Source organism: Caballeronia eucalypticola (genome assembly GCF_047608185.1).
Lineage (GTDB): Bacteria > Pseudomonadota > Gammaproteobacteria > Burkholderiales > Burkholderiaceae > Caballeronia.
Map to the genome: position 1 here is coordinate 140,971 of NZ_JBLKRU010000001.1, position 19,895 is coordinate 160,865.

General features: G+C 59.4%; 18 protein-coding genes. 8 read left to right on the forward strand and 10 right to left on the reverse strand.

Features of this window, described 5'->3' with window-relative positions; genetic code table 11:
- Positions 1–21 precede the first annotated feature (21 nt).
- Together ACMX25_RS00710 and ACMX25_RS00715 are read right to left on the reverse strand one after the other, a co-directional pair.
- Positions 22–585 (reverse strand): isochorismatase family protein, encoded by a 564-nt coding sequence (locus tag ACMX25_RS00710; protein WP_414947658.1) that lies wholly within the window; start codon positions 583–585, stop codon positions 22–24.
- Positions 586–693: 108 nt separating this feature from the next.
- Positions 694–1,158: a MarR family winged helix-turn-helix transcriptional regulator gene (locus ACMX25_RS00715; protein WP_414947659.1), complete on the reverse strand. Its 465-nt coding sequence runs from the start codon at positions 1,156–1,158 to the stop codon at positions 694–696.
- Positions 1,159–1,765: 607 nt separating this feature from the next.
- Between ACMX25_RS00715 and ACMX25_RS00720 the strand changes: the two genes are divergently transcribed.
- Positions 1,766–2,056 carry a hypothetical protein gene (locus ACMX25_RS00720; protein WP_414947660.1) on the forward strand — a complete coding sequence of 97 codons (291 nt, stop codon included), beginning with the start codon at positions 1,766–1,768 and terminating at the stop codon, positions 2,054–2,056.
- A gap of 69 nt (positions 2,057–2,125) precedes the next feature.
- On the opposite strand, the gene ACMX25_RS00725 is transcribed toward ACMX25_RS00720, so the two are convergent.
- Positions 2,126–2,296, reverse strand: a complete 171-nt coding sequence (locus ACMX25_RS00725) for a hypothetical protein (protein WP_414947661.1) — start codon at positions 2,294–2,296, stop codon at positions 2,126–2,128.
- A gap of 302 nt (positions 2,297–2,598) precedes the next feature.
- The gene (locus ACMX25_RS00730) at positions 2,599–2,919 is read right to left on the reverse strand and encodes a DUF4148 domain-containing protein (RefSeq protein ID WP_414947662.1); all 321 of its coding nucleotides are present in this window, start codon (positions 2,917–2,919) and stop codon (positions 2,599–2,601) included.
- Between the two features lie 267 nt (positions 2,920–3,186).
- On the opposite strand from ACMX25_RS00730, the gene ACMX25_RS00735 reads away from it, so the two are divergent.
- From ACMX25_RS00735 to ACMX25_RS00745, 3 genes are all read left to right on the forward strand, one after another.
- Positions 3,187–3,372 (forward strand): hypothetical protein, encoded by a 186-nt coding sequence (locus ACMX25_RS00735; protein ID WP_414947663.1) that lies wholly within the window; start codon positions 3,187–3,189, stop codon positions 3,370–3,372.
- Between the two features lie 154 nt (positions 3,373–3,526).
- Positions 3,527–4,459 (forward strand): 2-hydroxyacid dehydrogenase, encoded by a 933-nt coding sequence (locus ACMX25_RS00740; RefSeq protein WP_414947664.1) that lies wholly within the window; start codon positions 3,527–3,529, stop codon positions 4,457–4,459.
- 122 nt (positions 4,460–4,581) lie between these two features.
- Positions 4,582–5,946 carry an MFS transporter gene (locus ACMX25_RS00745; protein WP_414947665.1) on the forward strand — a complete coding sequence of 455 codons (1,365 nt, stop codon included), beginning with the start codon at positions 4,582–4,584 and terminating at the stop codon, positions 5,944–5,946.
- Positions 5,947–5,989: 43 nt separating this feature from the next.
- Here the strand turns inward: ACMX25_RS00745 and ACMX25_RS00750 are convergent, their stop codons facing one another.
- The 4 genes from ACMX25_RS00750 to ACMX25_RS00765 form a co-directional block, all read right to left on the reverse strand.
- Complete coding sequence (locus ACMX25_RS00750) at positions 5,990–7,744, reverse strand: tetratricopeptide repeat protein (RefSeq protein WP_414947666.1); 1,755 nt, start codon at positions 7,742–7,744, stop codon at positions 5,990–5,992.
- Positions 7,745–7,853: 109 nt separating this feature from the next.
- A complete protein-coding gene (locus ACMX25_RS00755; protein ID WP_414947667.1) occupies positions 7,854–8,450 on the reverse strand; it encodes a lipocalin family protein in 597 nt (198 codons plus the stop codon).
- A gap of 97 nt (positions 8,451–8,547) precedes the next feature.
- A complete protein-coding gene (gene dbpA, locus ACMX25_RS00760) occupies positions 8,548–9,930 on the reverse strand; it encodes an ATP-dependent RNA helicase DbpA (RefSeq protein ID WP_414947668.1) in 1,383 nt (460 codons plus the stop codon).
- 13 nt (positions 9,931–9,943) lie between these two features.
- Positions 9,944–10,141, reverse strand: a complete 198-nt coding sequence (locus ACMX25_RS00765; protein WP_047895277.1) for a hypothetical protein — start codon at positions 10,139–10,141, stop codon at positions 9,944–9,946.
- A 236-nt stretch (positions 10,142–10,377) separates the two neighbouring features.
- Between ACMX25_RS00765 and sbcD the strand changes: the two genes are divergently transcribed.
- Both sbcD and ACMX25_RS00775 read left to right on the forward strand, forming a co-directional pair.
- Positions 10,378–11,601 carry an exonuclease subunit SbcD gene (gene sbcD, locus ACMX25_RS00770; RefSeq protein ID WP_414947669.1) on the forward strand — a complete coding sequence of 408 codons (1,224 nt, stop codon included), beginning with the start codon at positions 10,378–10,380 and terminating at the stop codon, positions 11,599–11,601.
- Positions 11,598–15,038, forward strand: coding sequence for an AAA family ATPase (locus ACMX25_RS00775; protein WP_414947670.1), 3,441 nt, complete (start codon positions 11,598–11,600; stop codon positions 15,036–15,038). The genes sbcD and ACMX25_RS00775 overlap by 4 nt, the downstream gene beginning before the upstream one ends.
- 7 nt (positions 15,039–15,045) lie before the next feature.
- On the opposite strand, the gene ACMX25_RS00780 is transcribed toward ACMX25_RS00775, so the two are convergent.
- Both ACMX25_RS00780 and ACMX25_RS00785 read right to left on the reverse strand, forming a co-directional pair.
- Positions 15,046–15,861: a hypothetical protein gene (locus ACMX25_RS00780; protein WP_414947671.1), complete on the reverse strand. Its 816-nt coding sequence runs from the start codon at positions 15,859–15,861 to the stop codon at positions 15,046–15,048.
- Positions 15,858–16,256, reverse strand: a complete 399-nt coding sequence (locus ACMX25_RS00785) for a tetratricopeptide repeat protein (protein WP_414947672.1) — start codon at positions 16,254–16,256, stop codon at positions 15,858–15,860. Before ACMX25_RS00785 ends, ACMX25_RS00780 begins: the two co-directional genes overlap by 4 nt.
- A gap of 413 nt (positions 16,257–16,669) precedes the next feature.
- Here ACMX25_RS00785 and ACMX25_RS00790 point away from each other — a divergent pair, with 413 nt between their 5' ends.
- Positions 16,670–18,331: an SWIM zinc finger family protein gene (locus ACMX25_RS00790; protein ID WP_414947673.1), complete on the forward strand. Its 1,662-nt coding sequence runs from the start codon at positions 16,670–16,672 to the stop codon at positions 18,329–18,331.
- A 595-nt stretch (positions 18,332–18,926) separates the two neighbouring features.
- A complete protein-coding gene (locus tag ACMX25_RS00795; RefSeq protein ID WP_414947674.1) occupies positions 18,927–19,574 on the forward strand; it encodes a WD40 repeat domain-containing protein in 648 nt (215 codons plus the stop codon).
- Positions 19,575–19,895 lie beyond the last annotated feature (321 nt).

Consider the following 19,895-nt stretch of genomic DNA (forward strand, 5'->3'; position numbering starts at 1 on the left):
CTATCGCCGCGCTGGACGAGCTCACGCGCGCGTGCTGCCGAGCAGGTCGATAATTTCCCTGGTCGTCCCCGTCTCGCCCAGTCTTGGGAAGATCCGCGTGATGCTGTTGGTGTGGGCATCGGCATTCAAGTCGGTCATGGCATCGATGGCCAATGTCACGTTGAACCCAAGCTCGTGCGCATATCGCGCGGTCGATTCGACACCCACACTCGTCGCCACCCCGGCGATAACGACCTGCGTGACGCCCAGCCTCTTCAAGTGATCATCGAGACCGGTATTCGTGAACGCACCCCACGTCCGCTTCGTGACGACGTGATCTTCCGGCTGCTGCTTCAACTCGGGGACGAGATCGGTCCAGTCGGCGGGAAGCCCGGCAAGGCTACGCGTCTGCTCGGAGCGGCCCGGCGCGCCGCCTGCAACGTTGACGAGCACAATGGGCAGTCCGTGGCTACGAAACGCGTCGAGTAACTCGGCGGCGTGCTTCACGACTTCATTGGTCGGCTGCGCGGTGGGAAGCGCGACAATGCCCTTCTGCAAATCGATGATGACAAGCGCCGTCTTCGGGTCGAGCGTGGTGACTGCCATGGTGGGTTTTCCTGTCTTCAAGTTGGATGCGACGCGCCCTGCAACCAGACGCGGCAAAGGGTGTTGAAGCGCCGACGAAACAGCTTCTGCTATGCCGGCCTGGAGCCGTCACGAATCGACGAGCCGGTTGAGCAGCGCCACGGTGGTCGCCAATTCCTCTTGCTCCGCAGGCGTGAGCTTGGTTCGAATGGCACGGAACAACCAGTCTTCCCGGGCCGCGCGGCTTGCTTTGATCCATTCGCGGCATGCGTCGGTGAGGGACAAAATGGTCTGGCGTCCGTCGGCGGGGTCCGGTGTGCCGGTCACAAACCCGGCCGCTTCGAGACCGGAAACCGTGGCGCCCATGGATTGCGGGCGCACGCCTTCAGCACGCGCGAGCGTGGTGACGGTCGCGGGACCTTCGCGCTCCAGGCAACTGAGGGCTGACATCTGGGACAAAGTGAATTCTCCCAGACTTGCCTCTTCGCGCAACCGCCGCTTCAGCTTGCCAAGTACCACGCGCAATTCCCCTGCGACAACGTGCGCATGGACGACTTCGGGATCGGTGGGTTGGGTTTCGTCGGTCGTGTTCATGAACGAACTCTAGCAGATACGAAGTCAAACTACAAAGTTAAACTTTGCATTCCGGGAGGGAACGCGTCCGCGATCCGGGGCTTCTCCTTGCGCCCAGATGAGTTCGACGCAGGTAATTTTTGGTGACTGCCGGTCGCTGAGTGAAAGTCATCTATTGCAAAAGCGCGCTGTATTCCGACGGGAAATTGCGTCGTTAGCTTAATGGTCAGATCTCGCTTATATGCATCCCACCGATGAGATGACGGCAGAAGATTCAGCGGCGATAAATAGATTCATCGATAACAACGCCCTATTCGAAGTCGGCGCAATAACTCCACGTAACTCGCCTCCTTCACGATGAAAATATTTCACGGATACCTCGCAATCGCGTTACCGGGTTCATGGCCGGTAATGGACGATTGCTAACGCACAATTATTCCCGTAAGGATCGCATTTGAAGGGTGCGCAAACACTCGACGCGACTCAAAGCGGTCGTTCACAGCCTTACCCAGCATGCGCCGGACTTTTTGCACGCGTTGTTTCTGTTTTTTTCAATTACTAACAACCACGTTTACCCCAACACGGGAAAATCACTAATCGAAAAACATCGTTTAAACGAGGAGACTAAATGCACGCCATTCCACTCAGCTATAACGATCATGTTTTAGTGCCACTCGCAGCGGGAGAGCGCGGCAGTTTCGCTTCGATGGTCATTGTCACCAAGCCGAACGGCGCACGCTGGGCATCGGGCGTGCTCGGCCACTTCACCGAAGCGGATGACGCCTGCCGGTTTGCTATCGCTTATGGAAAAGCAGAGGTCGACGGGCGGCGACGTCCGCGAGCCGTGAAGCTGTCGGCCAAGTCGGAGCCGGGGACGGCCCGCACGACGGCCCCTTGTACTTCCGGATCCGCGCCATGAGGATGCGCCGCCTAATTCTTCTTTGCCCACTGCGCTTTGCGGGTGGGCTTTTTATTTTTTAGCGACCCATCAATGCTTGTGGTGCATCCAGCTCATGTGATGTGAATCGAGCCATTCGTGCATGCGTATCCGTCCGCTATCGTCTTCCGGGTGCTCGCGCCGATACCGGCGGCCCATTACGGCAGCTATGCCGATCATGACCGCGAGGCCCACCACAAAACCGATCATCGACTCAGTCATGGCCCCCTCCTTCATATGCCACAGTCCGCTTACATTCTAGGTCACGCATTTTGAAATGCGAATCGAGCCGTGTAAGCGCTGTTTGCGCGGGGCTTTCGGAACTTGCCTTTTATGTATCTCCGCAATACGTGAACACGCAAAAAAGCCCAGACAAAAGAGCTGGGCAACTTCACCGGAATAAAACCCGCTGCGGGAGCTACGAATTCACTTTTTCTGGATATGCTGCGCAAGCGTTGTGCTTGCTTTGCGTTACGCTGGCCGGCGAATTAATTTACTCGCCGGCCACTTGGTAATTAATGTGATTAATGACCGTGGTACACCGGCTGCACGTTATCGCCGAATGACGACTGAACGGCGGTACCGGAATCCGCCGATCCATTAGCCACGCCACCGTAGCTGCTGGTGCTGCCGTTTTGGGCGGCCACGCGTGCTTCTGCGGCTTGAATGTTAGCCGGATAGTCGTAATCGTTGGCTGTGCCGGGGTTGTAGCCGGCCTTCTCGATCTGGATCAACTGCGCCTTCACTTCTGCACGCGTCAAATGTTGTTGGCTGGACTGAGCGAACGAAACAGCCGGGACGGCGAGCACTGCGGCAACTACAACGGCTTGAATGAGCGACTTCATGATACGTACCTCCGAATCTTGTTTTGTCGCGAACAACCTTGTTCGCGTTCTATGGATTCAGTGTAGGTAAGCCGTTTCCGAAAATTAAGCGCGATGAGCGCAAGAGATTATTGTTGTTTTAGGTAGAAACCCTAGGATGGCTGGGGACGGACTTACGATTGGCGTCGCCTGTAATTTCCCGAAACCAATGGGCGACAAGCGACACAATTCCAACCCGAACGATGGCCCGATTTCATCTCTCTAAGCAGCTGCAACAGGAGAAAAATCATGGTCAGGCTCTTTCTCGTCTTGGGACTTGCAGTTGGGTTGACGGGGTGCGTCGTCGCCCCGCCTTATGGATATGCACCAGCGCCCGGGTACGGGTATGCCTATGCGCCGGGGTATTACGCAGCGCCGACGGTCGGCGTGGGGATTGGGTTTGGCGGTGGAGGCTGCTGTTGGAGGGGAAGGTAATGGTCGCAACATGGCTGTCGCAGCGCCGTCAACGAACTCGCCTTTCGGATCTGGGCGCCACGTTCTGGACCTTTTGAACGCCCGTGGGACGTTCCCTACGCCATCTCAAAAAAATGCGAAACTTGGCGCTCCGCTCCTTCGGTCCTCGCGCCCCATGCCGCCCACCATCCTCGTCCTCGTCCCGCTTCGTCCTGAAAGCCATACCCTTATCGCGAACGCCTTCAACGTCATCACAGCGCTTGACCAAGCCGCACTCGATCAGGCACTCACCGATCACGCCGACACAATCCGCGCTGTCCTGACGAACGGCACTATCGGCATTGATGCAGCTTCCATCGCGAAACTGCCGAATCTCGAACTGATCGGTGCGTTGGGTGCGGGCTACGAAAACATCGCGCGCGATGAAGCGAAAGCACGCGGCATCATCGTCGTGAACGGCGCGGGTACCAACGACGACTGCGTCGCCGATCACGCCTTCGCGCTGCTGCTCGGTGTTGTCCGTCAGATCCCCGTGCTCGACCGCGCATGCCGCGCCGGCGTGTGGCGCGACGACCTGCCCTTCCAGCCGAACTTTTCGGGCAAGAAACTAGGTGTGATCGGGCTTGGCAATATTGGCGGGAAGGTGGCAAAGCGGGCGCTGGGATTCGATATCGACATCGGTTATCACAATCGCCGGCCACAACCGGACTCGGCATATACGTATTTCGACTCGCTGATAGCGCTAGCCGAATGGGCCGATTACCTTGTGGTCGCCACCCCGGGCGGCGCATCGACGAAACATCTGATCAACGCCGACGTGCTCGCCGCACTCGGCTCACAGGGCTACGTGGTGAACGTGTCGCGCGGCAGCGTTGTGGATACCGCCGCCCTCGCAGACGCGCTCGAACGCGGCGTGATCGCCGGCGCGGGACTCGACGTCTACGAAGGCGAGCCCACGCCGCCCGCGCTGCTGACAGGCTCTGACCGCGTGGTACTGACGCCGCACGTGGGCGGGCGCTCGCCGGAGGCGGTAGCGGCATCGGTCCAGATGTTCGTCGATAACGCCACGCGGCACTTCGCCGGCGATGCCGTACTGACACCTGTTTGAAAGCTGCCGTGAGGGTGCCCGGCGAGGTTCGCCCTGATCCCGTATCGTGTCGGACTATCGCCGATCACGTCCAATCCTAAAAAACTGTGTCAGACCAGACCTCTCTCCTCGCCGACGGTCCCATGACCGCGCTCCAGCGTCGCGGCATGGCGGCAATCCTGCTCGCCGTTTCGCTCGCCACGCTCGATACCGCCATCGCGAACACTGCGCTCCCCGCAATTGCCGCCGATCTCCACGCAACCCCCGCCGCTTCCGTCTGGATCATCAACGCGTACCAACTCGCGATGGTCGCCACGCTGCTGCCGTTCGCGGCGCTAGGCGGGATCGTCGGGCACAGGAAGATCTATCTGGGCGGGCTGATCCTGTTTCTAGCGGCATCGCTGACGTGCGCACTGTCCTGGTCGCTGCCAACGCTCACCGCGGCGCGTCTGCTGCAGGGCGTTGGCGCGAGCGCAATCATGAGCGTGAACACCGCGCTGATCGGCGCGATCTATCCGCATCACAGGCTCGGGCGAGGGTTTGGGCTGAATGCGCTGGTGGTGGGGATATCGTTCGCGGTCGGACCGACGGTCGCGTCCGTCGTGCTCTCGCTTGGACCATGGCCGTGGCTCTTCGCGGTGAATGTGCCAATTGGACTGGTGGCGCTGGCTATCGGCTGGACGGCGTTGCCGCAAACACCGCGCGCCACGCACGGTTTCGACCGGGTGGCGGCTGGACTGAACGTGGTCACATTCGCCGCGCTGGTGTTCGCGCTAGGCGAAGCGGCGCAGCGCGCGCCTGCGCATATTGTGCTGATTGCGCTCGCGGTAACGGCGGTGGCGGGCGGGTTGATGCTGCATCGGGAGCGCGGTCATCCGGCACCAATGCTCCCCGTCGATCTCTTCAAGCGCCCGATGTTTGCGTTATCGACGGCAACCGCAGTCTGCTCGTTTGCCGCGCAAGGGCTGGCGTTCGTGTCGCTGCCGTTTTATTTCGAAAGCGTGCTCGGGCGCAGTCAGGTGGAGACCGGCTTCCTGATGACGCCGTGGTCGGTGATGGTGGCGCTGCTCGCTCCGGTCGCGGGTCGTTTATCGGATCGATACCAACCGGGGTTGCTGGGCGGCATCGGCCTCGCCGTCATGTGCGCGGGCATGGCGTCGCTGGCGTTGTTGCCGGCTCATCCCCATGCGCTCGATATCTGTATCCGCATGGCCATATGCGGCGCGGGTTTCGGGTTCTTCCAGTCGCCCAATCTGAAGGCGCTCATGGCGAGCGCGCCGCGCGAGCGTAGCGGTGGCGCGAGCGGCGTGGTGGCAACCGCCCGGCTGATCGGCCAGGCGACCGGCGCGGCGTTGGTCGCGCTGAGCTTTGGTATTGCGGGGCATCACGGGCCGGCACTGGCGCTGGCGATTGGCGCGGCATTCGCGGGCGTCGCCAGTATTGCAAGCGGCTTGCGGCTGATTACCCGCGATAAACCCGTCGAATCGATGCAAACAGCGCAGAAGTAGGCTGTTCTGCGCAAGGAACCAGCGCAGAACAATCACCCCGCCATCAACGCCGCTTTCGCCCGCGCCACCGGCTCTGTCCAGTCTCCAAGCCTAGTCTGCTTGACAGCCGCGTGTGCGGATACCACGGGCTGTCGTCACGATCCAGCATCCAGCGCCAGTCGTAGTTCGCCGGCAGGAATATCCACACGGGTTTGCCCAGCGCACCGGCCAGGTGAGCCACCGATGTATCGACCGTTATCACCAGGTCGAGTTGCTCGATCAGCGCGGCGGTATCGGCGAAATCGTGGATGTCGTCCGTCAGGTCGTGGGGTTTCAACGCGCAACCGGGCTGCGAGAGCTGATCGCGCGCAGCGCCCTTCTGCAGCGAGAACCACGCCGTGTTCGGCACTTCCGCGAACGGTGACCACGCGGCGAACGGCATCGAGCGGAATTGATCGTTGCCGAAGGTCGGACTGCCCGCCCACACATTGCCGATCTTCCTACGAGCGCCCGCCAGTTTTTTCACGCGCGCCGGCCACGATCCGATCCGCTCGGCGCTTACGCTCATATAAGGCGTGTCAGCGATAACGCCCGGAACAAGATGGGCCACGCGATGCGGAATACTCATCGAGGGCGTCCAGTAGTCGTATCCTTTCGTCGGACCCGTTGACAGCGCCCGGCGCACGCCGCGCACGCTCTGGATCAGTTCCACGACGTTCTCAGGCACCCACATGTCGACTGTCGCGCCCATCTGTTCAAGCACCGTCACATAGCGCGCGAACTGCATCATGTCGCCGTGACCCTGCTTGCCGACGACCAACAGCGCCTTGCCTTGCAGCGATTCCCCGCGCCATTCCGGCACGCCGGGAATATCCATAGGTTTGTACTTGCTCGAGCGCCAGCGCACTTCGTGCAGCGCCCAGCCTTCCTTGAAGTTGCCGCGCCGTAACTCCAGCAACGCGAGATTGTGTAGCGCGTCCGCGTGATCGGGGGCCAGTGTCAACGCGTGACGATAGTACGGTTCCTCCTCCTCAAAACGACCCTCCGAGCCGATAGCCGCGCCCACGCAGACGTGAATCTGCGGATCATCGCGAAGGGTCAGCGCCCGGCAATATTGCGCTTCCGCCTGCACAAATTTCCCAAACAGCCCGAGCGTCGTGCCGAGATTCACGTTGGCCTCGAAGTGGTCTGGTTTCAAAGCAAGCGCCCGATGCAAGCTCGCCACCGCTTCATCGAATCGCTTCAGTTCGCGCAGCGCATTGCCTTCGTCGAAATGCGCGTGGAAGTTGCCGGGATTGCGGAGAAGCACATCGCGATAGGTGGCCAACGCCTGTTCGTGGCGCTTCGCGGCAGCGAGCGTGGAGCCAAGGTTCAAACGTGCGTCGATGAAATCGGGATCCTGGGCGAGCAACGTCTCGAGCTGTTCGATGGCTTCGTCGAAGCGGCCTTGCTTTTGTAGCGCCGAGCCAAGGTTATTGCGTGCGTTGGAAAACGCCGGATCGATGGCAAGCGCCCGCTCGTAGCACGCCACGGCATGGGGAAGATCGCCCAGCGCCGCCGCCACGAGCCCGCGATTGACCAAGCACGCCGACGCATCCGGGGCCAGGCCAAGCGCACGATCCAGCAACTTCGCAGCGCCTTCGTTGTCACCACGTTGATGCAGCAGCACACCGAGGTAATGCAGTGCATCGACGTGATCAGGATGTTCCTTGAGAACCGCGCGATAACCGCTTTCGGCTTCGGCCATATGGCCTGCCTGATGGAGAGATAAAGCGGCGGCGAGCGGTTCGGCAAGTTGATTTATGACGGGCGTATTCATCAAGGTGGATAACCTCTCGATGCTATGCGCTGCCCTCCCGTCCGACTATCGGATTCCTCCTATCCCTTGTTTCGCAAGTTGAGGTTATGAGTTTCGCTGATCGGGGGTATCAGTCTTTATCGCCGGGGGAATGGAAACCCGGCTTGCCGATTTGTTCCGGCGTCTGCGGCACGCGACGAAACCGCGAAGTGTCATAACCCATCTCGTCGAGGCGACCTAGAAGTTCGCGATATTTCGCGTCGCTGATATCCGGTGAACGCGCGAAGATCCAGCCTAGCTTCTTGCCCGGATAACCGAGGATTGTGTATTGATAATCCGCATCGACATAAAGCGTTTGCTGACTCGCGTAAATCGGCCAGAAAATGCGCACGCTCCATTCGGCGCTATTCGTCCCGGGAACAATAGAATCCGTGAACTGATAGTGCTTGAGAGGAGCATCGAACGAGCCCTTGTGCCCGTAATACGAATCGTCGATTTTGCCGTCATCGCGAAGTTTCCATTGCGCGTAACTGCCAACGAAATTCTCTTCGGCGAAATACGGAATGTTCGCGACGATATACCAGCGGCCCATATAGCGCGGCAAATCAACGGATGCGAGCTTTGGCTCACCATTCGCGCGCGGATTGGGGTTCGGGGGGGACGACATGCACGCGCTGAATAGCAGCGTGAACAAAACAACGACAATAACGCGCGAATAGCGGGACATGGAGCACCAAGGTATCGATTAAGGGCGGATATGAATGCATACGCATATCCGCCCTGACTGGTTTCATCGATTCAATGGTGCAAGTTGCAGGCCCGACTTAAATGCGCCGCACCTTCACCTTCTTGCCCTTCACCTTTCCCGCCGATAACTTCTTCACGGCCTGATCCGCAATATCGCGCGCGACCGCCACGTACGTGACCATGTCCGTCACGTTGATCTTGCCGATCTGCGAGCCTTCGAAACCGGCGTCGCCGGTCAGCGCGCCGAGGACATCGCCGGGACGAATCTTTTCCTTGCGTCCGCCGAGGATCTGCAGCGTGGCCATTGGCGGTTGAAGATGACCCGGCGTCGCCGGCGTCAGTTCGCTCAGCTTGTGCCACTCCACTTCCTTCTTCTGCGCCTGTTCGATCGAACTCACGCGCGCCATTTCATTCATGCTCGCGAGGCTCAGCGCCCAGCCTTCCTGATCCGCCCGGCCCGTGCGGCCAATCCGATGCACGTGGATCTCAGGATCTTGCGTGACATCGACGTTGATCACCGCTTCGAGCTGCGTGATGTCCAGCCCGCGCGCGGCGACATCGGTCGCGACCAGCACTGAGCAACTGCGATTGGCGAACTGCACGAGCACCTGATCGCGTTCGCGTTGTTCGAGTTCGCCGTGCAGCGCGAGTGCGTTAAAACCTTGCGCGACCAAAACATCGAGCAAGTCGCGGCATTGCTGTTTCGTGTTGCAGAACGCGAGCGTGCTGACCGGCTGATAGTGATCCAGCAACTGGCCGACCGCGTGCAAACGTTCGTTGTCGTGCACTTCGTAGAAGCGCTGCTTGATCTTCGAATTCGTGTGCTGCTCGGTGAGCTTGACTTCCTGCGGTTTGCGCAAGAATTGCTGGCTCAACTTGGCGATGCCTTCCGGATACGTCGCGGAAAACAGCAGCGTCTGACGATCCTTCGGACATTGCTTGACGACGGCGACGATGTCGTCGAAGAAACCCATGTCGAGCATGCGGTCGGCTTCATCGAGGACGAGCGTCTTGAGCGCGGTCAACGGCAGCGTGCCGCGCTCAAGGTGATCCATGATCCGCCCGGGCGTTCCCACGGCGATGTGGCAGCCGTGTTCAAGGCTTGCGATCTGCGGACGCATCGGCGAACCGCCGCACAGCGTCAGGATCTTGATGTTGTCCTCCGCGCGCGCGATGCGGCGGATTTCCTGCGTGACCTGATCGGCGAGTTCGCGCGTCGGGCACAACACCAGCGCCTGAACGGAGAAAAGCTTTGGGTCGATCTTCGCGAGCAGCGGCAACGCGAACGCGGCCGTCTTGCCGCTGCCCGTCTTCGCCTGCGCGATGAGATCGTGGCCTGCGAGCGCGATCGGCAGGCTGGCGGCCTGGATCGGGGTCATCGTCAGATAACCGAGTTGTTCGAGGTTCGCCAGCATCGCCGGCGAAAGCGGCAGGGAGCTGAAAGAAGTAGACGTGGTCATGAGGGTGTTTTACTTATTTTGCGGCAGGTTTCGGCGGGACCGAATTGTCCTGCTCGTAGGTGATCGTGCCGTCGGGCGCGTCGTGGCGCAGCACCTTGTTGCGCGCTCCGCACATGGGGCAGCGGAACATGAGGCCCTGGCCTTCGTTCTTGATGAGCACGTCGGCGAGTTGCCATTCGGCGCCGCACGGCTGGTTTCGGCAGATAAACATGATTGATTTGAGCGTAATTGATGGGGTTGCGGCGTGAAAAGGGCATCGGCGAGGGCCGACGCGCGCTGTTTTCGGCGCAATTAGAAGCCGAAGTGTACGCGTACGCCGCGCAATTGCCTCGTTTTGCAGCATTTTCCCGGGTCTTGCCGGCCCGCTCGCGCGTTTGGATAGAGTCGATCGGCTAAACTGGCAGCCACCAAAACGATGCGCGGCAACGCCTTCCACCCTACTCTTCGATGCGAATCCTGCACACCTCGGACTGGCACCTCGGCCAGTACTTTCTTGGGCATTCACGCCAGGCTGACCATCAAAAGCTGATTGCGTGGCTGGTCGAGCAAACGCGGCTGCACGCGGTCGATTCAGTGCTGATAGCCGGCGATATCTTCGATACCGGCGCACCGCCCAGCTACGCGCGTGAAATGTATTACTCGCTGATTCTGGCGTTGCGCGATGCGGGCGTCGGCTTGACGCTGCTGGCGGGCAATCACGATTCCGTCGCCGTGCTGGAAGAGTCTCGCCACTTGCTGACGGCGTTGAATACGGTGGTCATTCCCTCGGTGCAAGACGATCCGAACGAGCAGGTTCGTGTGCTCACCAAGCGCGATGGGAAACCCGGTGCGATCGTCTGCGCCATCCCGTTCATCCGTCCGCGCGATGTGTTGCAGAGCATCGCGGGACAGAGCGCGCGCGAGAAGCAGGAGTCGCTGCAAGACGCGATTCACGCGCATTATCGGGCGCTGTTTGCGTTGGCTGAGCAAAAGCGGACTGAGCTTGGCGTGCATTTGCCGATCATCGCGACCGGGCATTTGACGACGGTCGGCGCGAGCGCGAGTGAATCGGTGCGGGAGATTTATGTGGGCGCGCTGGAAGCCTTTCCAACGAGTGCGTTTCCGGCCGCCGATTACATCGCGCTCGGGCATATTCATCGGCCGCAGAAAGTGGGCGGGTTCGAGCACATTCGATACAGCGGTTCGCCAATTCCACTGAGCTTCGATGAAGCGCGCCAGCAGAAAGAGATGCTGCTCGTGGATGTTTCCGAGGACGGCCTTAAGAAGATAACTGTACTCAATGTGCCGTGCTTCCAGCCGTTATTATCGGTGAAGGGGTCGTTGAAAGAGCTTGAGGTCAAGGTCACGGAGGCTGCGTCGCAGGCTGTTAGAGGCGAGACCGTGTGGTTAGAAATCGTCGTCTCCGCCGATGACTACCTCAGCGATCTCCAGTCGCGTATCCAGAAGATCACCGAAGACCTGCCGGTCGAAGTGCTGCGCATTCGTCGCGAGCGTTCTTCCGCTGCGAGCACGCTGCATCGCCAAGCGAAGGAAACCTTGAACGAGCTCACGCCCGACGATGTCTTCGCGCGCCGCCTGCAAACGGAAACCATCGATGAGGAAACGCGCGCGCAGCTTTTATCGATGTATCGCGGGGTCGTGGCGCAGATTGGCGAGGCAGATTCAGCATGAAGATTTTGTCGTTGCGTCTGCGCAATCTGAACTCGCTCAAGGGCGAGTGGAAGATCGATTTCAGCCAGCCGCCGTTTCGCGATAACGGCTTGTTCGCGATCACCGGCCCGACCGGCGCCGGCAAAACCACGTTGCTCGATGCAATCTGTCTTGCGCTCTATCACCGCACGCCGCGCATGGACACGATCTCGCAAGGGACGAACGAGCTGATGACGCGGCACACGTTCGAATGCCTCGCGGAAGTGGAGTTCGAGGTGAAGGGCGAAGGGTATCGGGCGTTCTGGAGCCAGCGTCGCGCACGCGATAAAGCCGATGGCAATCTGCAAGCGCCCAAGGTCGAACTCGCGCGTCTCGATGGCACGATCATGACCGAGCGAATCGTGGATAAATTGCGTAAGGTTGAAGAGATCACCGGTCTTGATTTCGGCCGCTTCACCAAGTCGATGATGCTCGCGCAAGGCGGCTTCGCCGCGTTCCTCGAAGCGAAGGCAAACGAGCGCGCCGAGTTGCTGGAAGAGCTCACCGGTACCGATATCTACGGCACGATCTCGCGGAACGTTTTCGAGCGGACGCGCAACGAGAAGCTTGCGCTGGATACGCTTTTGGTTCGCGCCGACGGTGTGCAGCTGCTGACTGAGGAGCAGCGGACCGAATTGCAGCAGGAGTGCATCGGTCTTGCCGCGCAGGAAACCGCACTCGGCAAGCAAGTCGAGACGACACGCGCGATGCAGACCTGGCGCCTTGCGTTATCGGAAGCGGAAACGCAGCTTGAACAGGCGCTGGCCAACCAACAGCAAGCAGACGCAAAGATCGCCGATGCCAAGCCTTCGCTCGACCGCCTCACCGCAAGTGACCCTGCCGAAAAGCTGCGGGCCGAACATACGGCGATGCTTTTAGCGCGCGAGAGACTTGCGGATACCTCGCGACAACTGGCGCGCTCGAAGGACGAAAAGCGCGCCGCTTCGCTTGATGCGACGCGTGGTCTGCGTTCCGCGTCAGTGACCAGCCGACGAATCGTGGAGATCCGGGAAGACGCGCTGAATCGCGTGCTGATCGAAAGCAAAACCGTTCAGTCCGCACTCGATGAACATCCGCATCGAAGCAAACTTGGTGAACTGATTGTGCTGTGGCATCAGCACTTCGATGCGCGCGGGCAGACGCTGAATGACATCGAGACTAACGCCGCGAAGCAGAAAAAATTGAGTGGTGAAATTGATAAGCGGACGCGTGAAATTGATGCCAAGCAGGTTGCTGCACGCGACGCCTCGGCGGCAGCGGAACTCGCACGCAAGGCTGAAAGCGAGCAACGGGAGAAGCTTTCGAGCACGCTAGGCGGCGAGAGTGAAGCGGCATTGAAAGCGCGTTGCCAGCTTCTTAACGAGCAACATCATTTGTTCGGCAAGCTGGCGGATATCCGCGAAACGGTTGCACGCGGGACCAAACAAGCCGCGATGGATCGTGACGAGCGGGCTCGGAAAAATACATCATTGGCGTCACTGAACGAGCAACGTGATCGCCTTGTCAAGGATGTGGCGACGCTTACCGAGCAAGTTGAAGACAAGCGCAAATTGCTGCATCAGGAACAGCGCATTCTCGATCTCGCCGGACATCGTGCAGCGCTACAACCCGACGAAGCGTGCCCGTTGTGCGGATCAACCGAGCATCCGTCCATCACTGCCTATGCCGCGCTCGATGTCTCGGCGACCGAGCAAGCGTTGAAGGACAAGCAAGTCATATTGCAGCACGCGAGCAAGGAAGCCTCGGCGGTCGATGTGTCTATCGCGGCGTCGGCTGCGGAGATCAAGGCGTTGGGGACGCGTATCGATACATGGCTTGAAGACGGCGCGCGGCACGCGGAGAACTGGCAAAAGCTGTGCGTTGATCTTGGACTCGACGCCGTCGGCCATGACGGACTCGGTGCACTCAAGCAGGCGCACGCGGCAACGTTGAAACTTGCGCTGGACACGTCCGTCGCGGTCGATCAGCAGATAGCGCTGATCAAGCAGCACGAAACGTCGCGGCATGCCGCGGAGCGTGCGGCGCTCGATCACCAGCACGCATTGAAGCTTCTTGAAGAGCGACGAGTCGCCGAGCGGAAATCCTTGAAGGATGTCTCCGATCAAGCCGACGTTTTGCGAGCCGTGGCGCTCAAGAGAGAGCAGGCGCTTGATGAATCGGTGACGTCCGTTGGTTATGCTCGGCCGGATTCCTGGACGCATTGGCAGCAATGGCTCACCGAGCGCGATGCGGAATGGAAGGCGTGGCAGAAGGCATCGGAGCAGGTTCGCGCTTTGGCGCAACAAGCCGATCGAGCGAAGCACGCGGTTGAAGGTGCATCGGTTGAAGCCGCGAAGTGGTCCGCGCGATGGGCCGATTGCGAGAAGGATTACGCGGAGTTGGGAACCGAAGCCGGCGTTGCCGCGCCCGCTAATCCCGATGCTGCGTTTGTATCGGCAATAGAACGCTACGAAACCGCAGCCCATAAAACCAGCCTCCTCGAAGGCACCGAGCGCACGTTGACGCAGCAGTTGAACGAAGACAAGGGACGCGCGGAGCAAACATCGGGGACATGGACCGCTGCACTAAGCAAAAGCATCTTCGCCAACGAACAGGCGTTCTCCGAAGCGCTGCTGCCGAGCGAAGAACGCGAGCGCCTGCAAACGCTGAAACGCGAAATCGATGAACTGCGCACGAAGGTTCACACGCTGCGCACGACTGCGGAAAACCGTCATGCGGAATTGCTGAAAGAGCCAAAGACCGAGCTGGACGCCGACGCGTTGCAACGCACGCTTGACGACATGCTGGCAACTTCAAAAGGCTTGAGCGAGAAACAAGGCGAGCTTCGCGCGATGCTGAAGAATGACGACCGCTTGCGCGTGGAGAAGCAGGCGCTGTATCAACAGATCGATGCTCAACGCGCGCACTACGATATGTGGCAGCGCCTGAGCAGTCTGATCGGTTCCGCCGATGGCGCGAAGTATCGAAAGTTTGCGCAAGGCCTGACGCTCGACCATTTGATCTATCTCGCGAATCGGCAACTCACGCAATTGCATGGGCGTTATCAGTTGAACCGCAAGCTTGGCGGCGATCTGGAAATGGAAGTGCTCGATATGTGGCAAGGCGATGTTGCCCGCGATACACGCACGTTATCGGGAGGAGAAAGCTTTCTGGTGAGTCTTGCGTTGGCGCTGGCTTTATCGGATCTGGTGAGTTTCAAGACTTCCATCGACTCCCTGTTTCTCGATGAAGGATTCGGCACGCTCGACGGTGAAACTCTGGAGGTTGCGCTCAACGCACTCGATTCGTTGAACGCAAGCGGCAAGATGATCGGTGTCATCAGTCATGTGGAAGCGCTCAAGGAGCGCATTCCGTTGCAGATCAGAGTGGCGAAAAGCGTGGGGATCGGCTTCTCGACGGTTGAAGTAGTGGGCGCATAGCAAGCGTTTATTCGTTGCGGCGGATCGCGATTTCCTGTGACGCAATCTTCTCGATCACGAAGAACGGCATGTCCAGGCGCCACTCGCCGTTTTGCACGGTTGTCTTGTAATCGAACAACGTCTTGCCATCCGCCGAACTAAAAATCAGCCGTTGCTCGGCGCCATCCGGCAGTGCGCTTTCCCCGCCTATCGCCTGATAGCTTGTATTGCTGCCGACGTGGAACTTGTCGGTATTCCATCGGTTCGGCGCATGTGGCGGGAACGGTTTGGCGTCGTGGAAGCCGAACAGATCGTCGTGAGACAGGACACTTTTGCGCAACGTTGGCCACACGTTTTCACGCAGATAATGCTGGTCGATGAAACGGCCGCTATCCGCGTTCTTCGCAGCGAATTGCTGCATCGATTCAACCGCGTTATGCAAAACGCCTGCGCATCCGCCCCATAAGCCCGCGAGAATCAACTCCGTATGGGTGAAGTAGTCGCGGATGATGTGGAAGTAATACGGGCTTTCGACCCACTCCTGTACTGCCGCATATTCGCGTTCTGAGAGGAGCGCGTCGGCATCGCGAAGAAGGAAGCGTTTGATGCTGGAATCGTCGATCACCAGGAATCGCCACATCAGCGGATGAACGCCCGAATCGCGGTCCATGAAAACGACTTCGGCGCCCGCCTCTTTGAGTCTGCGTCGAACATGCTCGGGCACGGTTGCGTCGAGATAAACGCGACATGTCCATCCCTTGAAAACGTCGCGCGTTATCTTGGCGTTCATCACGGCGAGTTCGCAGTATCGCGGATTCGATCCGAACAGCGAATAAGCGATCACGTTTTCGGCGGGGTTCGCGGGTTGAACGCGGGCGGTGGGGAATCAGGAATTGGCTGGCTCGGATTTGCGCCGCGTTTTGCATCGGAAGCGCGTAACGAGTGCAGACCGTACTCGCGCATTTCTTCGGTTTTGCCCAGCCAGCCACAGACTTCCACCAAGCCGTCCAGCCAGGTCGCCGAAGCCAGCTTGCGCTGGCTCGCCGGCGCGTTGTGGATGGTCATGTATGTCTTGTACGCGTGGTCGTAGGCTCCAGTACGCATCAGGCACAAGGCGTAGTCCGGCAGGATGGACATGTTGCCGGGCGTGATCTGAAGCGCTTCTTCCGCGAATTTCGCGCCGCTTTGAAAATCTCCAGCCGAGTAAGCCGCCTGGAATTGTTCGGCAATTTTGGCCAAGCGCGCCTGCATGACCGCAGGGGGCTGGCGCATAGCGCCGGATTGTTTAACTTGTTGAAAATTAGGTCGGGCCATAAGTTTTTATCGGTGGTTATCGAGCAGGCATTGTTCCTACGCGCGTTTGTGCGATAGCGCCGAACCGCTCAGAAGTAACCGTGGACTTTAAACGGCGCAATGCCCGATGCCGACGCTTGAGATCGTTTTTCACAATTTCATGGGGCGAAATCGTTGGAGCGAGCCGTCGTTGGGACTCGCACATGACCGGCTTCGATTGATCCCGTAACATGAGATTTTTCGTTCCCGGTTATAGACTGGCGCGATTGCCGGCAAGACGAACCGCCGCTTTCGCAGCAGATATCATCGCCACTATTCGCCGCATTTCGCGGTATTGCCTCAATGGCACGCCCTGTTCCATGTCCGAATCTGCAAAGCTCGCTGAAGCCCTAACCCCTGCCGAAGTCCAGTCGCTCGCCGACACGAAGACATTCGCGCGCGGCAAGGCCTATTTCCACGATGGCGTCGTCTCACGCCTGGAAGAGCGCGATGGCGTTGTCCGCGCCACCGTGCACGGCACCTACCGTTATCGGGTCGAACTGGCCGCCGAGGATGGCGAACTCGCCTACAACTGCAACTGCCCGGTGGGCGACGATGGCGTTTTCTGCAAGCACGCTGTCGCCGTTGCGCTTTCGTGGCTCGAGAATTCCGGTGAAGAGGTGTTCCATGTCGAAGAAACGGCGCCCGGGAAGCTGCGCGACAATCTGCTGTTCGCCGCACGAGCGGCGGGGGCCTCCGATTTTCCCAGCCTGAAGGCAGCCGTCAGGCAGGCGACACGTATTTTCCGCGCGCTGGACTGGCGGGAGTCTGGCGCCTATGGCGAAGGCCTGACGTCGCTGGCCGACATGCTGCACCAGAGGCTTTCCGGACCTCATGCCGCGCAGGTGGTCGAGCTGACCGAGTTGGCAATTGCGGGCGCGGAAAAGAGTCTCGAACAGATTGACGACTCCAATGGAGACGTGATGCCGGCAATTCTCGAGCTGGCGGCGGTTCACCTCGAAGCCTGCACGTTGACCGGCCCCGACCCGGTGAAGCTCGCGGAGCGGCTCTTCCGTTTCCAGACAGAAGGCAGCTGGGACACCTTCTACGACGTCCTGCCGGCGTACGCGGAGCCACTGGGCGAGGACGGACTGCGCCGTTATCGCGAACTCGTCAACGAGGCTTGGGATACGCTGCCCACGCTCGCCCCGGGCAAGAAATATGGACAGTCAAACAAGTTGCCGCGCATGCAGCTCGAACACGCGATGGAGGCGCTGGCTGAACTCGACGGAGATGTCGACGCGCTCATCCGCGTTCGCTCGAAGGATCTGTCGAGTCCGTACCGCTTTCTGTTGATGGCGGATCTTTGTGTGAAGCACGGTCGCCCGGACGAGGGGCTCGCGTGGGCTGAGCGCGGCATCGAAGAATCCGGCGAGAGCGTCGACCGGCGCCTCCTCGACTTCTGCATTGACGCATATCTGCGGCGCAGCGAATTCGACAAGGCCGATGCATTCGCGTGGCGCCGGTTCGAAATGCACCCCACGGCCGATGCATTTCGCGCGTTGATGGAGGTTGCTGCATCTACCGGCAGGCATGACGAGACACAGGAGCACGCGCTCACGCACCTTTGGGCGCTGGTCAGGGAAGAGGAGGCAGCTGCAAAATCGAAGCGCCCCGTCTGGTCGCGCTCGACACGGAGCGAACTGGTGAGAATTTTTCTTGCGGGAAAAAAGAACGACACGGCGTGGGAGACGTTTTCCGGCGGCCCGGTCACCACACAGCTATGGGCGGAAATGGCGGCGGTTCGTGGCAAGACCCGTCCGCACGACGCCATCGCCCTCTATCACAGGCTGCTGCAGGACGCTGCCGAAGCCGGCACGCGCAACGGCCGGTATGACGAGGCGCACGACATCGTGCGGACCATCGGCATGTTGCGGAAGAAGCTGGGTGAACGTGCAGAATTCACCCGTGAACTGGAGGGGATTCGGGCGACATATCGGGCGAAGCGCAACTTCATCAAGCTGCTCGCCACGCTGTCCTGAAGTTGATCTCAGGCCTTGAAGTGACATTCGAGAAATACCGCGAGAGTCGCTGATACTGCCGTCCGGCATCGAAAAATCCGTTCTTGGGTCGTGGAATTTTCACAATACCGGGGTTTTCAGCTTGCTCCTCGAAAAGCATGCAGGTTTTCGGATACGCCCATTCATCCAGACGGATGAAATTTAGACGGAAATCGGGCTGACAAGCCCTTCACTGCGTTGCCCAGAATGAAAAAACGACGGCCACCTCGAAGAGGCGGCCGTCGTTTTCCCGGCTGTGATTCTAGTTAGGCACCCCATCGATCTATGAGCGTCTCAGCGGATGCCTCTCAAAATCTCAGGTTATGCGTTCAGCTACTGCAGGGAAACCGAATTAGTGAGACTGGGGCGTTTTTCGTGAGACTGGATTTACCGAATTAGTGAGACTGCCCGGATGGGGCGGTCGCTTCTTGCGGTAAGCTTGGCCAATCTTGTTCTCTGACGCAGGCAGGCGACGGGACTCCAATCCGACTCCGACGACAAAGACACGGACGGCGATACGCAACAGTTCGATATAGAAAAAATCGCGCGCGTCCTCTCATTGGTCGCGATTCCTATCGTGCTTGCCATTGTCGGTTGGCTGATCCAAGAACGCCTCGCAGAGCAGAATGTCCGCCAGGAATATGTGAAGCTCGCGGTTTCCATATTGGAGACCCCGGCGTCCACGCAGAGCCCTGTCGAATTGCGGGACTGGGCCGTAGACCTGCTCACTCAAAACTCACCTACTAAATTCAGTTCTGAGACTATCCAGCAACTTAAAAGCGGGCAAATAAACCTCAGTGGAGTTATCAGAAGCATGGCTGCGACATCCAACAACGGCGGAGGGATTGCGCTCGCACCTAACGGCATTGCTATTGCAACAGCACAAGGTGATGACCACATACGCATTTGGGATCTACGAACGGGCCACTTGCTGTCTGAGCTAGTCGAACGTGGCGGACAAATTACGACAGTAACGTTTTCGCCGGACGGAAAAAGTCTCTTCTCTGGCAGTCTCGATAAATCTATTGTCAGGTGGGACGTCGTGACGGGACGCCAGTTGATGAGGATTGAGGGAAGATCGCCAATCCTCGGCTTGGCATTGTCACCGGACGGCAGGACGCTTGTGAGTCGAACAGAAGATCTCCTTCCAAGTCTGGGATTGTGTCTCGATGCGACTCCTATCCGAGACGGCAATCCAAACACACTGACTGACCCAGTCTCATAGTTCGGTCTCCCTGCATCGGGGAACTCGAACGGGCGAATATCTTTTCGTGCGACTGTAAAACCGGAGGGCGTGGGACTGGCCGGGCGCTGGCGGAGGGTTGGAGTGCAGTGGTCGGCGAAGGCCAGCCGACGCGCTGAAGTTACTGGAGTATGAGATCAACCGCGAAGGGCAGCATGCGACCCACTACCGACGGTCGGGTCGGCGCGCCGTCAACGGCCGCTTGCGGAGCGGTGCCGACACCGGAATGTCCGACCGACGACGCCTGTGAGCGGCAGTTTATGGCGCCAGATCCAGTCATATGCTCGCTCGACCGCCTCGATC

Excerpts from the sequence above, each read along its gene's own strand:
- ACMX25_RS00750 (WP_414947666.1), bottom strand. The coding sequence starts at position 7,744 with ATGAATACGCCCGTCATAAATCAACTTGCCGAACCGCTCGCCGCCGCT.
- ACMX25_RS00765 (WP_047895277.1), bottom strand. The coding sequence starts at position 10,141 with ATGTTTATCTGCCGAAACCAGCCGTGCGGCGCCGAATGGCAACTCGCC.
- ACMX25_RS00775 (WP_414947670.1), top strand. The coding sequence starts at position 11,598 with ATGAAGATTTTGTCGTTGCGTCTGCGCAATCTGAACTCGCTCAAGGGC.
- ACMX25_RS00745 (WP_414947665.1), top strand. The coding sequence starts at position 4,582 with ATGACCGCGCTCCAGCGTCGCGGCATGGCGGCAATCCTGCTCGCCGTT.
- ACMX25_RS00725 (WP_414947661.1), bottom strand. The coding sequence starts at position 2,296 with ATGACTGAGTCGATGATCGGTTTTGTGGTGGGCCTCGCGGTCATGATC.
- ACMX25_RS00755 (WP_414947667.1), bottom strand. The coding sequence starts at position 8,450 with ATGTCCCGCTATTCGCGCGTTATTGTCGTTGTTTTGTTCACGCTGCTA.
- dbpA (WP_414947668.1), bottom strand. The coding sequence starts at position 9,930 with ATGACCACGTCTACTTCTTTCAGCTCCCTGCCGCTTTCGCCGGCGATG.
- ACMX25_RS00715 (WP_414947659.1), bottom strand. The coding sequence starts at position 1,158 with ATGAACACGACCGACGAAACCCAACCCACCGATCCCGAAGTCGTCCAT.
- sbcD (WP_414947669.1), top strand. The coding sequence starts at position 10,378 with ATGCGAATCCTGCACACCTCGGACTGGCACCTCGGCCAGTACTTTCTT.
- ACMX25_RS00740 (WP_414947664.1), top strand. The coding sequence starts at position 3,527 with ATGCCGCCCACCATCCTCGTCCTCGTCCCGCTTCGTCCTGAAAGCCAT.
- ACMX25_RS00730 (WP_414947662.1), bottom strand. The coding sequence starts at position 2,919 with ATGAAGTCGCTCATTCAAGCCGTTGTAGTTGCCGCAGTGCTCGCCGTC.
- ACMX25_RS00735 (WP_414947663.1), top strand. The coding sequence starts at position 3,187 with ATGGTCAGGCTCTTTCTCGTCTTGGGACTTGCAGTTGGGTTGACGGGG.
- ACMX25_RS00710 (WP_414947658.1), bottom strand. The coding sequence starts at position 585 with ATGGCAGTCACCACGCTCGACCCGAAGACGGCGCTTGTCATCATCGAT.
- ACMX25_RS00790 (WP_414947673.1), top strand. The coding sequence starts at position 16,670 with ATGTCCGAATCTGCAAAGCTCGCTGAAGCCCTAACCCCTGCCGAAGTC.
- ACMX25_RS00720 (WP_414947660.1), top strand. The coding sequence starts at position 1,766 with ATGCACGCCATTCCACTCAGCTATAACGATCATGTTTTAGTGCCACTC.